Raw genomic sequence first — 14,706 nt, 5'->3', positions numbered from 1 at the left:
CAATAATAAAAGGATTAAGGCAAAATTAAAAGGATTGCCTCCTGTAAAATACAGAATTCAATCCTTATTAGCTGCTTAAATATATGTCTAACTTTTCGGGTCCAGTTCACTGACTTGCGCCTACAATTTCTGCTACATTTTTAATATCCGACTCCTGTAGCAGCTGCGGGATAACTTTATTATCAATATCAATTCTACGAGAGTTAAAAATGTCATAGATACCTAGATAAATCAGTTTCGCCAAAAACTCATCATCATTTTCACGCTCTGTAAATACCACAATACGAATATCTCGATTAAAGCGAATATCTCTTAGTTTCTGTAAGATAATCAATTCACGTTTCTCTTCATGTCCCGCATCAATATTTAATCGTTTGTCATTAATACATAGAATATCGGGCTGTTCTGTATCTAGAATTTCATCTAGATACTTGATATGCATCACATCACTATCAGCTACTTCAAATCCCGCACCAATAAAATCCTCACGTAAATATGCCGTATATACAGTATCACTAATAGCTAAAACGATTTTTTTCACCATAGTTAACCTCCTACAAAATCTAACGTTGGATTAAAATCATGTTTTCAATTGGAATTTGTGCCTCAAGATGAACCTTCCCAATAATCTCATTCAAAATATACTCAATTTCAACTTGTTCCATTGTACGTGGAGCTCCAAAATCAGAATTTAGCTTTACTCGTATTTCTAATCGATCTTGTATCTCATGTAAAGGTGTACCAAGATAAAGAATGCTGTAGTATAAAACACCATCTTCAATATTTTTTTGAATCATATCTTTTGTTTGATGAATAAACGTAACCTCAGCAAGCTCAATAAAAGGATCATTAATTGTTACTTTGCTATTCCAATTTAAATTCCAAATCTCGCAATGTTCTTCCGCATGTACAACAACTCCATTAACAGAAGGCGTAATCGCGAAAAGACGATCTACAGGAACTTTGGTTAACGAGGTACTATTACCTTTCTTTAATTCAAGTCCTTTTTCCATTCGCTCATGTTCAAAAGCATATTCAGCACCAGTGAATGCAACTTCGCAAAATACTTGTTCTAACAATGGACGAATCCCTTCATATGTTCGTATAGCAAATACACTAAATTCCTGTGTTTCATCTGTACGAATGATTTCGTACAATTCATATTCAGATGCATTTGCTAAGGCAAAAGGAATATCTTTTATAAAATTCGGATCAGTATATAGATTCTCAGGAATTTGCGTTTCAGGATGATTTATAAACTCAAGGCATAATTGATATCCTTTTAAAAATGCATTTTTAACAGCTGCAGGGAATAGAGTTTCAAAACGTTTCACATTATTTTTAAACGTTTTTTCTTCAATTTCGTTATTAAATTCTCTTTCCTGTAAGATATTTGCCTTATTCCCTAGTAATAAAAAGTAGTGATTAATAATGCGACTAATATCCTCTTCAAATGCTGCATTCTCCTCACAATACTTTGTAAATCGTTCTTTACTCATGTTCACAATTTCGTTCATAGCTTCAAATTCTCCCTTTTTATTGTTATTTATACAAAAAAAAGACACACCGATGGCAGGTTATGTGCCTTCGGTGTGTCCGTTTAGCTAGAAATTAAATCTATTAATTTGTATATTTCTCTTAGTTAATTGTAGTTCACGTATAAGAATACCTCTATGAATTTTAAAAGTCAATAGATTAATTACCTCCTTGTAAACTTATATTTATTCCTTCTTTCTATTTTTCTATGTATTTAATTTAAAAAAATACAAGTAATTAAATATAAATAATCCAAGTATTTTATATAAAAACAACAAGAAATATATATAACTAAACTCAATCATTAATTATAAAGAGATTCAGCAAACACCTCTAAAGCCTTGTATTACATACGTTCCTGGATATTAAGCTAAATTCACTATCGTAATATCCCCATTACATACAAGCTCTACATCATAGAAATCACAAATTAAGAAGTTAAATACCATATTACTAAGAATTCACAAGGTTAGAATCATATTACTAAGATAACCACAAGTATTGAATCGAATTATGAACATACCGAGTCGTAACCAAACATAACGTAAATCAATTATATGCTTCCGTAAAAATGCTAATAGATATATTTTCCTAAATAAAAAAGCATGTCTTCAAATTAAAGAACATGCCAAATAACCCTTGCTTTTAAGTAACTTTTTAACAAGGGTTTCCATATATATTTTTTTAAAATCACATAAATTCCGGATAAACACCATTCTTCTTATGATAATTTATCATTGCATCGTGTTTTTTCCCTGTAGACAAGTTTTTTTCCTTAAAACCTATCCAGGACTCTCTAAACTTTACACGCATAAATGCTGGAATAGAGAATATTTCTTGCTCTTTCAAACAACTTTCCACTTGATCTAATGCATAAGTCATTGCGTAAATTAATAATTCACTTTGTTTTTGTTTCGTCGGTAAATAGATTGCGATATCAACAATTTCTTGTCTAAATGCAGTCATTATATTTTCTTTATCTTTTTTACGTAACGCCTGTCCCATATGTTTCAAACGAGACACCGCTTCTTTTCTGCACTTCGCTACTGGTCTATGTAATTCTTTTTTATCATTCTCAATTACGCAGTTTGAAGAAAATACAACGTTGAACTTCTCAATGATGATTTGTTTTACCTGTTTCCTTGCACTAGTAATTCTTGTTTCATTAGATTTCTTCTCTTTAGAATCGATTGCAGTAAATTGCACGATGGGGTTAATAATTTCTATGTAGTGTCTTACTTTCTTTGCATTACGATTTAATCTCCTTTTTAAGGAAGACATCTTTCTTGTAATCTGAAACTCCTCAATTTTATGTTTATAATGTTCCATACCTACTTTTCTTGAAAAAGTATTGATTAAATCTAAAAGGAATATAATCCCTCTATTATCACGAGCCTTTACTAGACTACTCATTATCGTTGTTTGAATTAGGTGAAATGGAATACGGAAATACGATAGCGATATGCCTGTCATCTTTGCAGTTTCTGCAGTAGTGTGGTTATACAACGCATAATCTACAATTTCATATACAGTACGATTTCCAACAGGTGTTTCTTTTACGAGTCTACGCTCCAAACAAACTTGAAACCCTGTATAAATTGTTGTGTAGGGAATCCCACTTTTCTTAGCAAGATCCATTATTTGAAATTCACGTGGTAGCATTCCTATATCATTGCATTCAAAGTGAAGCAAGATGTAAGTAGCTAAAGCTGAAGATGGTAACTCTTTTCTTTCATTTTCTAGTTTTACGATGTTTAATAGTCCATCAAAAAATTTAACCCCATGAACTTTAAAGTTCTGTTGGGAAAAAGCCATTTGCGTATGCATAATGTTGCTAACTCCTTTCGAAAGAGCAGAAAAAGGCACTGTCATACCACGGATACAAAAATACTACTCTCTTAAAAGAGTAATACTTGTATAACAACGGTAAACAATGCCTAAAATTACGCAAGAAATCCCCTTTTTAAGTTGCACAAATACATAAGATACAGTAAAATTATCTTATAATTTCATGCAAAATAAAAAGGTTTATTGGCTTTGTTTACCGCGGTCGATTGAAAATTTCTTTTGGGATTTTTGTGCGGTGTACCACAATGAAGTAGTTGGCGCTATTTCATTGGGCTGATGAACCTTTTTTTGCTTTTTTATATTTTATTTTTTATTATATAAATATTTTATTATTAATAAATTTGTATCTAAAAAAATACAAAAATATAAAGTAACTACATCATATATAGTTTTTCCCATGGTTGCAAGGTGATTTTTTCAAAAGTATGACCTTTGCTAAATGACTATGTATAAATAACCACCACTCAAACACCTCGTTGAGCGCCGCTCAATCAAAAGTCAATTCACAATAAGTAAGAACAACTTAAACAGCCTCTGATCAACCGCCTGATTGTCGCTCAATTAACAAAATATCATCGATAAAGCGCATTAATGGCACATTTTTCATTATCCACACCTTAAATCACCCAACTAATCACCAGTCACTTGTGTGTAAATACTGTTATTTTCGTATGTAGGTTGAGTGGTGATTGAACGGTTGATTTCATTGCATTAAACCTAATTGTAATCAGTCAATTAATCACCGGTCAATCATATTACTATTTTAGAATGAATGATTAGCGAATGGTTGAGTGATCGAGTGAAGGTGTAAGTTTTGAATAAGAATAAACTGTTTTTTTTATGATTAATATAAAAATAGTTTCATACTACTAATTAAGTAGTATGAAACTATTGAAAGAGATGTTTTGGTCAAGAGGTTTTTGCTTACTAACTACTGGTGGTTCATCAATAGACGTAGTAAAAAAATATATTGAAAATCAAAGTGAAAAGTGAGGTGAAATGATATGACAAAGCATAATAAAGCATATAAATTCCGTTTGTATCCAACAGGAGACCAAGCACATCTTATGCGTAAAACCTTCGGTTGTGTACGTTTCGTGTATAACAGAATGTTAGCCGAACGGAAAGAAGCGTATGAAAAACACAAAGATGATAAGGAACAACTAAAGAAACAAAAGCTTCCCACTCCTGCGAAATACAAAGCAGAATTTGAGTGGTTAAAAGAAGTTGATTCATTAGCACTGGCAAATGCTCAACTAAACTTGCAAACTGCCTATAAGAATTTCTTTCGTGGTCAAAATGACTTCCCAACATTCAAAAGCAAAAAAGACAGAAAGTCTTATACAACGAATGTAGTGAACGGAAATATTATGTTGCTTAACGGTCATATTAAATTGCCAAAACTGAAAATGGTACGTATCAAGCAGCATAGAGAAATACCACAAGACCATGTAATCAAGTCATGTACGATTTCTATGACACCTACTGGTAAATACTATGTGTCTATCTTGACTGAATACGAAAAAGAGATTGTACAAAATGAAGTAGAAACAGTTGTTGGATTAGACTTTGCGATGGATCGATTATACGTTAGTTCTGAGGATGAGAGAGCCAATTATCCTAAGTTCTATCGTGAAATGTTAGACCGATTAGCAAAGGCACAACGAGTATTATCAAGAAGAACAAAAGGTTCTATTCGTTGGAATAAACAACGTATCCGTGTAGCTAAGTTACATGAAAAAGTAGCGAACCAACGTAAGAACTTCCTTCATCATAAGTCTAAAGAGTTAGCTACTCATTTTGATGTTGTAGCTATTGAAGATCTAAATATGAAAGGCATGTCGCAAGCACTTCATTTTGGAAAAAGCGTCGCTGATAATGCTTGGGGTATGTTCACTTCTTTTTTAGCTTATAAACTACACGAACAAGGCAAACAACTTATGAAAATAGACAAATGGTTTCCTTCCACAAAAACATGTAGCAGTTGTGGAAATGTGAAAAACATGTCATTGTCTGAGCGAGTATATTCTTGTATATGTGGTGTAAATCTTGATAGAGATTATAACGCAGCTATCAATATCAAAAATGAAGCAATACGCCTATTAGCGTTGGCATAGATAGCAATAAAATAACCCTTGGAACGAGGGGGTTAGCTCGGTTGTCTTAGGACAAATTCGTTAGCTATCAAAAGTAACGACTAACCGAGAAGCCACCACTTCAAACAGTCCATTAGGACGTTAAGTGGCGGGTAGTTCACAGATTGGAAGAAATAGAATTAGAAAACTCTTTGTATAGCAAAATAAACCTAAGTTCTATGATTATTATAAGTTTAAAACAATAGCTGTGAATGAATCATATTGATAATCAATGAACTAAGCTTTTGAAATGATATTAAGAATAAGCAAAATAAAAAGGCTATCAAATGATAGCCTTTTTATTTTTTTCCAAAAAGCTTAGAGAAAAAGCCGCCTTTTTGTTCAGTATTCTCTTGTCGCTGAGCATTAGCACTTTTTTGTTCTTGAATTAATCGTATAGTACTCATTAACTTTTCGTCACGTTCCTCTAATCGCTTATTGATTCTATCGAAATTATCCTGACTTTGTTTAGCCACCGCAGCGAAGAATTCCATATTTTGTTTTGTTAATTCTTCAGTCACTTTAGCTGTAACTTCCTCAGTAATTTTTTCCGTCAAAGCTTCTATAAAGTCTGGATTGACCTGTTGTGCTTTAACTAGTGATGTTTCTTTTGGTTCACCATCACCGTCAACATCTTCAGCATAAACATTGCGAATAACCGTCGGATCCATATCTAAAAGCCCAACAATTTCGTGCTTTTTCTTTGACTCAGAATAATAATGTTTAATCTTTTTTACTGTATCAATACTATCCTCATGAACATATTTAAGTTGGCGTTCTTTTTTTATGTTCAAGTACTCATCGAAATCATTCAACCATCTACGAAGAGTACTTTCAGGAATATCAAGCATGGTTGCTACTTCAGATACGCGATAATAACCATCGCTTAACTGTTCATCAATCATTTGCTCACCACCTAACTATATGATGCCTGTCCTATAATACATTATATAAAAATTCTATAGAAACTAAAAGAACCCCTTTGTAGATTACATAAAATATCATGGACTTTTATACCTGATCACTCAATCATTCACTGCTCATTTATTTAGCTGCATACCAATAATACCTATGTTATCGAGCGGTGATTAGTCGGGTGAGCGTGATTAACACTTGATTATGTACAAAATCACCTTAAAATTCTGTGAACTGAACTAAAAATTTTACATGGATTTTCACTTATTAAAATGCATCTTTTATAATCATTACGTATTCATTACAGTGTTTATTACCGTAATAAATGCGTAACAATTAAAATATTAATTACGGTAATTATTACGGAAGTATTTAAAGTATTGATTTAATAAGATTCTTGATTATCATCCGTAGATGTATTATAGTTAGTACATACAATACTTCGGAAATATATACCGAAGTATTTACGGCTTTTATAACGGTATTAAATTCCGTATAATTATCTTGTCTTTTTGTACCTATAGATAAAATTTATTATTTATTAAAGGTGGTGTGAAATTATTGTCTAATATATCAATGAGTAGTAGTGAAATTATTGATGTGCTTTGTGAGAATTTAAATGATGGGATTTGGGCTTTACGTGTGCTATACGCCGAGGGCGCAATGAACAAAGAAAAGTTATGGGATTATATCAACCAATATCATAAAGACTATCAAATTGAGAATGAAAAAGATTATGAGGGTAAAAAAATACTTCCATCGCGATATGCTTTAGATATTATGACTGCAAGACTTGAAGGAGCAGGGTTAATATCTTTCAAAGCAATAGGACGTGTTCGAATTTATGACGTAACAGATCTAGGAAATGTTTTAATTAAGGAACTGGAAAAACGAGTTGAGAAAAACAACTAAAATATATATTTGAGGAGGATATACATATGGCAGGCAATTTTTCAGAAATCGAAAGCCAAGGAAATATTAGTTTGAAATTTGGATTCTTAGGACTAGGTATGGGTGGATGTGCAATCGCAGCAGAGTGCGCAAATAAAGAAACACAAATTAAAAATAACAAATACCCATATCGTGCGATTCTTGTTAATACAAATAGTCAAGATTTTAATAAAATTGAGATTAAAAACACAGGGAACGTCCGTAAAATACAGTTAGAAGGATATGAACAAGGTGCAGCTCGTAATCCACAGGTTGGAGAGGAAGCATTTGTAAAGCATGAAACAAAGATTTTCGAAGCGGTAAAACAGGAATTTGAAGATCGTGATTTTATTTGGATTACGTGTGGTCTAGGTGGAGGAACAGGAACTGGTGCTCTATTAAAGGCTATTGAAATGCTCTATGAACATGATTACAATTTTGGATTGTTACTGACTTTACCACGTGATGCTGAGGCTTTAAAAGTATTAGAAAACGCAACTTCACGCATTCGTAGTATTGCTATGAACCAAGAAGCTTTTGGCTCAATTGTATTAATAGATAACGCTAAACTATATAGAAAATTTGAAGAGGAAAATCCAAGTGCTTTAGCAAACGAATATACTAGCTATAGTAACAAATATATTGCTGATGCATTACATGAGATTAACCTAGTTACTTCATCATTTACACCGTTTTCAGATACACATTTTGATGCGAGTGAATTTGCTCAAGTAATTAATACACCAGGCGTTTTATCATTAGCAAAATTAGAACTAAAATCAAATCAATTAGACACTGAAAACCCGCTAGGTTACTTGACTCAATTAGGTAACGCACTAGAAAAAGGCGTTTTATACGATACAGAAAGAGAAGAGCTAGAAAGTGCTAAAAAAAGCGCGCTATCTATCGTTACATCACCGCTGCGAGCAGGGCGATTATACAACTTCTCATTCCTTAATCAAATGGAAAACTTCTTAAAAGAAAGAACTCCATATGTAGATGAACGTCCTATAGCTCCATACGTTAATAAACATACAACAAAAAAAGAAGAGGATATAGTAAAATTCTATTCAGTTGTTGCAGGACTTCCATTACCAAAACGTGTTAGTGATATTATTGATGAGATTACGAGAATTAAAGAAGAACGTGAGCAAGCTAATTCAAAGAAATCCAATGCTGTTTTAAATAAACTTTTTGCATTTGATGATTCAGTACAAGAAGAAAAACCTAAAAAGAAAAAATTAAATTTTGGTGCTGAACCTGAAGTAGAAGTTGCTGACGATTCACAACCAGCAAAGAAGAAATTATCATTCTAAACAATAGACCGACAAATATAATTTTGTCGGTCTTTTTCTATTTCAATAGCAAAAAGAAACTACAATGCACAAGTGATTAATCTATTATATTTTCTGTATGTGTAACATGTCTTTATATAATGTAATTGTTTAAATAAATTGTTAGGCCGTCCTAACGATTTTATTCCAATACTTGAACCTTTAAAAAATTGTTCGGTTAAAACATGTCTTCCGTCCGAACAATTTTAAAAGAACTGAAAGACTATATAAATCAATGTTTCTAGCTAATTTTTAGGAAGAGAAGTAATCCAAACTTCAGCGTACAAGTTTTAGTATCTAGATTAAAGCAAATTCAGCTTAAACTTTTAATAATTTACAACTAAATTTTGCTGTAATAAGATATATAGAAATGGTTGTTATTTATTGAAAATACATTCGAGTTATGGAGTTGCATATAATGAAAAGTAAAACGTATAAATATACAAGCAAAGGTACACAGAAATCTTTTCGTTTAAAAGAGGCCGATATATTTGTATTTACATTTTTATATTACAAAAGGTATCTTACTACACGACAAATTACTCAGCTTTATAGTGCATTTGAGGGTAGAGATTTTTCTGAGGATAGTGTGTTTACGAAACTTAATCGTTTTTCAAAATACGGTGCTATCTTGACTAAAAAAATTGATAAAAGAGATGATAGTATAACCAGACGTGCGACATTCTCCTTAAAAGATAGAATGGTTGATTACCTTCAAGAATTAGGAAGGATTCCTGCAGGATCTTCAAAACGTAGATATTCTTCTTCAATCTCACTACATACACTCTGCTCAAGAGAAATATTAGTACGCACACTTTTGGAAGTGTCGAAAAAGACCAATACGAATAAATTATTATGCGAGTTAGATATTCGCTCATATCATCAAAAACAAAAGAAAACAGAAATTGAAGATGCAGGGTTACTTCTAATTCCTGATGAACACATTTCATATAAAGACAAAAATATTTACATTGAAATGGATATGTGCAAAGAAACCAATGCTACCTTAGTTGAAAAGGTGGGGAAGTATATTGAATATGCACAAAAAAACACTAAAAATATAACTGTTGTTTTTGTTATGTATGACAAGTCGATGTTCCTTGCAGAAGATGCAGAACCTCCATACGTACGTATGAAGAATCTCTTATTTTCTATGCGAGAATATCATGAACATTTAATGAATCTACCAAACCTAAATATGCACATCTGCTCTTTGAAAGAAGCTGGAGATGTTATTTCAGATATTCTTCTAGGAATAGATGATAATCAAAACTTTGAACAAGATATTCTCTTACCTTTATCTAAACGTACAGTAGGAGATGCTGATTGGCGCTATGCATTTGTTGAAACAGTTCAAACATTTAAAGAGAAAATAGATGGTGGTCTTAGACGAACGTATAAGAGAGATAAAGATGTAATGCAAGATTTCTTCTTTATTTTTGGGAATGAAAATGATTACCGAATGATTGCTAGATTAGACGATGTTGTGTTTTCAAGAAGAGAAGGTGATGAAGGGGTGCCGCTTGTTGTGATTTATCCAAAGCGCAAAAAGGCTAGAGATATACTTTTAATGGACACGTATGACAACGTATTACTGCTATCCCTCCAAAATGAAGGTGTTACTATCGATGCGGATGAACAGATCATGGCACGTACTGCAAATAACATACATCCGAAAAGACGCAAGCTTGTTGAATTATATTAATCGTTAATTTTTTATATACTTTTATACAATTTTATTGATTTTTATTATTTAAGGTGATAGAATTACGTTTGAACTAAACACAAAAAACTACAATCAAATCAGAACATATGAAATTAAGGCAAGCGACACACGCTGTTTTTACAGTGGGTGTCGCTTGCCTTTTTTTATATGGAGAAAGGTGGAAAATCAAAATGGATTTACAATATGCAACTACTACTACTGGGGGAGTGCTCTCTGCTAGAGAAGCATTTAAAAACCCGGAACTAGTCCTTAATCATATTACAGAAGAGGGGGCAACGTTTAGTGTTTCTCTACAAGATATCCAAATTCCAGGGAAACCAAATTTCTATTGGTACGATGTCATAATTGAAACGGCAACGGATAAAAAGATTGAGGTAAATATCGCGGTACTTTCTCAAGAAGAATACAATCAACTCTGTGAAAGAGAGAGTATTGATTTATATTTAAAACAAACTGAAGATGCAGCAAAATTCTTTCTCGAAAAATCAAAGGAACTATTCCAACCAGAATTCAATAATCGATTCCAGTTTAAACATAAAGCTCAACTATATCTGTAAGAAGTAGGTGAGCCTATATGGAGACATTTAAACAACGATTACCGTTATTTACTACAATCGGCTTAATTAGCGGATTTATTCTTTCATTTGGATTCGGTTTAGTAAACTACATCAAGTTACTCTACTATGCATTTGAACCACCGTCTTATCCTATAGAAATTACATATGTACCGCTTATTTTAATGTTCTTTTCTTTACTATTAGGAGAGTTTAGCTTTAGGTTTTACAGCCGTATTCCAGCTTTACATATAAATAATGGGAAACTAATAATCTTGGTTGCTTCCCACTTTGCGGTTGATATTCAATTTTTATGGTTTGCAACTGCTCCGATCCATGCAAAGGTTATTCCTTATCTAGCGGATAAATCAAAACATCTTAATTTTGGTGAGTATGAAGCCTTAGGTCATGTCTTAACAGGTAATTTTCACACACTCACTATGATTTTTGTATTTTTACCAACAGTATTTATGATTTTGTTTACACTTTGGTATAGTGGGCATATTGTTCGCTACCGAGAAGAGATATTAAAGTGGGTACAAAAATACGAATATAAAAATCACAAATTACAAAAATGGTTTAATAGCCAAGAAGAACAAATATATCCTGATGTAGAAATTGGACCGCATATTGAGCATAAAGAGATGGTTCGTATTAAGGGGAAAGATAGAACGTTAAATTGTATTATTATTGGTCCTATTGGTTCTGGTAAAACATCTAGTTTAATTATTCCCATGATTAATCAAGATTTACATTGGATGGCGCGTTTTATCAATAAGTTCATAAATGTCTTTAAAAAGAAGGATTATCATACAGAAGAAGTAAAAGGAACATTTTTAAATGGTGTGACTGTTATCGAACCGAGTAATGATTTATGCCAAAAGGTTTTTAAGTTAGTGCAAGCACATAAAATACCTGAAAGTGCAGTTTACTACATTGATCCAACTAATCCTGATACCAAAAATATAAACATTCTGCGAGGACCAGTAGATAAAGTAGCAGAAGTTTTCGCAATGGTTATTCAAGGTTTGTCTGAATCTAACAATGCATTCTTTGAACAAGCGCAGCGTAACCACCTTAAACAACATATCTATTTATTAAAGCTTCACAACCCACAAAAAGATGTTACCTTCGACGATTTGATTGAGATGTATGACGATGTAGAACGTGTTCACCGAATGCATAAGCTATTAAAGGTACAGGTCGAAAAGTTATATGATTTTGTTCAAAGTGGAGCAGCTTCACGTGACCAAAAAAATGAATATAAAATTATAAAAGGTATAGACGAATGGTTTGATAATACCATTCGTGAAAAGCTGGATTTTCAAGGTGAACCAGCCGTTTATAAATCGGGAAAATACCGCGGACAACCGATGCATTATGACAGAGAAGAAGAATATGTAAAAGGTTTACGCAACATATTAAAAGATTTAGCTTCAAACGTTTTAATACGACGTGTTTTATTTGGAAAATCCGATTTTGATTTCGATGTTCATTTAGAGCAGGGTGGGATTTTGTTAGTCAATACGGCAAAAGGAGAATTAGCAGACCTTTCAAACGTATTAGGAAAATTTGTATTGTTAAGTATGCAAAATGCAGTATTCCGTAGAGATCCAAACGTCTCACCTTACCATCATATTATTGTCGATGAGTTTCCGGATTACGTTGTGCGGCCGTTTAAAGAATTCCCTGCACAATCTCGTAAATATAAAGTAATTTTAACAATCGCTAGCCAAACACTATCGCAATTAGCTCTCGACTTCACAGAGCAATACATGTTTACTTTACTAGGTTCATTCCGTAACAAAATGATATTTGGAGATGTAACACCATATGATGCAAAAATTTTCTCTGACATGTTTGGTGAGAAAGAGGAATTTAAAGAGGCAGAATCCGAACAGGGCATTTCTCCTATGCAAGAGAATCCAGTTAGTCGACTAGGATCAACCTATCAAAAAACGAAAGAAGTTGTTATGTCACCAGGAGATATCATGGCACAAGGGGCATTCATCTGTGCTGCTCGTATCGTACAAGATAATCATGTGCAACCTGTACAACAAATCACAAGTAACTTTGTACCAAAAGAAGAATTTGCCCAAGCAATTATTCAAGTAGATACAAAAACAGGTGAATATTGGGAAAATGAGCGTCTTCGCCTTATTAATGAATCTATAGAAAAAGCTAATCCTATGAAGCATGTAGATGCAGAAAACATGAAGAAAATACAACCATTACCACCTATACAAGAAGGTGAGATTGAACAGAATAACTCCATAGAAACAAACGAGGAGCATCAACACATTGTATCATTGGAGGATTATAAGGGACAAAAGTCTCAAAATGAAACCTTATCTAATGATCCTGCAGCAATGAACCAGCAGGGGAATGTTGATGATGAAGTTGAAAATAAGTTGTATGAAGATATTAAGGAATTTATTATCGAATCACAACAAGTCTCGCCATCTCTTCTGCAAAGAAAATTCAAGATTAGCTATATGAAATCTATGCAATATATTGAGAAGTTAGAACAAAATCTAGTTGTAAGTTCTTACACAGGGGATGGTCCTCGTAAAGTATTAATTTCAAATAATAGTAGTACATCAGAAGAAACAAGTGTTATTACTACTCATTCACCTGACAATACTATTTCACCGGAAGTAGCAATTCCAATTGAAGGCGAAGAAATCGAACAAGAGGAAACTAGCTCCTTTAAGGATATTCTATACGAAGATGTTTTAAGTTTTGTGAAGGAATCGGGAAGTATCTCTATATCTGTACTACAAGACACGTTTAAAATTAGTTATACACGTGCATCGAGATTAATAGATGCCTTACAACGAAATGGTGAACTGCCTGTTATAGCAGAAGAAACACATGTAGAAAGTATAAGCTCTGAAATAAAAGAACCGGCCGTGAAAGAAGATATTAAAGAAACCATAGATATAGCATTACCTCCTATGGAAGAATGCTATGAAATAAACATGGAGGTAGCAGAACTAAACAAAGAATTATCTATTACTATGTTAGAGCAAGATTGGAATAAAGATTCCATTATTCATTCCGTGATTCCTGTTGAGACCGAACCATTGTTTGAAGAATTCCCATCTGATGGACTTCCCGTTACAATGATAGGAACTGCAGAAACAAGTATAGAATCTACTTCACTTCCCGTTACAATAACAGAGCTAGAAGAAACACATGTAGAAATCAACACGGTTCCAATTGAAGAAACGCTTAATCATATCGAAGAAAACAAGCTAGATGAAGATGTAGCAAAAGTTTACGAATCTATTAGTATTACGGTACAAGAAAACTTAGAAAAAAATAGAGAAGAGCATTCGAAAAATGATGAGAAGCAACCAGAATATAAACCTATGAGTTATAAAGAACGCCAAGAGCACTTAAAATCTCATCAAAAAAATAAGAATAATACTACGCAGTCGCTGCTTAATAAAAATGAGAAACCAAAGCCCAAAACATCGAACGTAATGAGTAAGGAATTGAATAATTTCTTTGATTAATAGTTTGTAAATCTTAAATTAAATCTAGTATTGGTATAGCCAGCATTTCGGAAAAAACCACGCTAAGCCAAAAATAAAATAAGCTGCCCATATAGGCAGCTTATTTAGTCGGGTAAGCGGGGGGCATCGCTGCCCCCAACTCCCCTCAGAACCGTACGTGACAGTTTCCCATCATACGGCTCAAGCCTTCTTTTTATCCGATTTCAG

At 33.0% G+C, this 14,706-nt stretch carries 10 protein-coding genes and 2 pseudogenes; 8 read left to right on the top strand and 4 right to left on the bottom strand.

Annotation, left to right across the window (positions count from 1 at the left end; all coding sequences use genetic code 11):
- On the top strand, positions 1–79 hold a 79-nt coding region (locus ACTFRN_RS27785), incomplete at its 5' end, for an IS3 family transposase (RefSeq protein ID WP_333563413.1).
- 30 nt (positions 80–109) lie between these two features.
- Here the strand turns inward: ACTFRN_RS27785 and ACTFRN_RS27780 are convergent.
- The 3 genes and pseudogenes from ACTFRN_RS27780 to ACTFRN_RS27770 all read right to left on the bottom strand — a co-directional run.
- A pseudogene (locus tag ACTFRN_RS27780) lies at positions 110–544 on the bottom strand (hypothetical protein); the annotation flags it as partial.
- 19 nt (positions 545–563) lie between these two features.
- Positions 564–1,517, bottom strand: coding sequence for a hypothetical protein (locus ACTFRN_RS27775; RefSeq protein WP_001002941.1), 954 nt, complete (start codon positions 1,515–1,517; stop codon positions 564–566).
- 709 nt (positions 1,518–2,226) lie between these two features.
- Positions 2,227–3,363: a hypothetical protein gene (locus ACTFRN_RS27770; RefSeq protein WP_000557422.1), complete on the bottom strand. Its 1,137-nt coding sequence runs from the start codon at positions 3,361–3,363 to the stop codon at positions 2,227–2,229.
- Positions 3,364–4,269: 906 nt separating this feature from the next.
- Between ACTFRN_RS27770 and ACTFRN_RS27765 the strand changes: the two are divergent.
- Both ACTFRN_RS27765 and ACTFRN_RS27760 read left to right on the top strand, forming a co-directional pair.
- A pseudogene (locus tag ACTFRN_RS27765) lies at positions 4,270–4,377 on the top strand (transposase); the annotation flags it as partial.
- Positions 4,378–4,388: 11 nt separating this feature from the next.
- Entirely contained in the window at positions 4,389–5,501 is a 1,113-nt protein-coding gene (locus ACTFRN_RS27760) for an RNA-guided endonuclease TnpB family protein (protein ID WP_000160678.1), read from the top strand.
- Between the two features lie 317 nt (positions 5,502–5,818).
- On the opposite strand, the gene ACTFRN_RS27755 is transcribed toward ACTFRN_RS27760, so the two are convergent.
- Positions 5,819–6,424: a DUF3967 domain-containing protein gene (locus ACTFRN_RS27755; protein WP_000564666.1), complete on the bottom strand. Its 606-nt coding sequence runs from the start codon at positions 6,422–6,424 to the stop codon at positions 5,819–5,821.
- A gap of 586 nt (positions 6,425–7,010) precedes the next feature.
- Here ACTFRN_RS27755 and ACTFRN_RS27750 point away from each other — a divergent pair.
- From ACTFRN_RS27750 to ACTFRN_RS27730, 5 genes are all read left to right on the top strand, one after another.
- Positions 7,011–7,346 (top strand): hypothetical protein, encoded by a 336-nt coding sequence (locus ACTFRN_RS27750; protein WP_000098927.1) that lies wholly within the window; start codon positions 7,011–7,013, stop codon positions 7,344–7,346.
- A gap of 26 nt (positions 7,347–7,372) precedes the next feature.
- Positions 7,373–8,680, top strand: coding sequence for a plasmid replication protein RepX (gene repX, locus ACTFRN_RS27745; RefSeq protein ID WP_000918313.1), 1,308 nt, complete (start codon positions 7,373–7,375; stop codon positions 8,678–8,680).
- Between the two features lie 436 nt (positions 8,681–9,116).
- Entirely contained in the window at positions 9,117–10,403 is a 1,287-nt protein-coding gene (locus tag ACTFRN_RS27740) for a replication-relaxation family protein (RefSeq protein WP_000837871.1), read from the top strand.
- 191 nt (positions 10,404–10,594) lie between these two features.
- Positions 10,595–10,981 (top strand): hypothetical protein, encoded by a 387-nt coding sequence (locus ACTFRN_RS27735; RefSeq protein WP_000365750.1) that lies wholly within the window; start codon positions 10,595–10,597, stop codon positions 10,979–10,981.
- Between the two features lie 17 nt (positions 10,982–10,998).
- On the top strand, positions 10,999–14,499 hold the full coding sequence (locus ACTFRN_RS27730; protein ID WP_000447304.1) for a DNA translocase FtsK: 3,501 nt from the start codon (positions 10,999–11,001) through the stop codon (positions 14,497–14,499).
- Positions 14,500–14,706 lie beyond the last annotated feature (207 nt).

Source organism: Bacillus cereus group sp. MYBK245-2, from assembly GCF_051916145.1.
GTDB lineage: Bacteria > Bacillota > Bacilli > Bacillales > Bacillaceae_G > Bacillus_A > Bacillus_A pacificus.
This window is presented reverse-complemented; position numbering and strand designations above follow the sequence as displayed.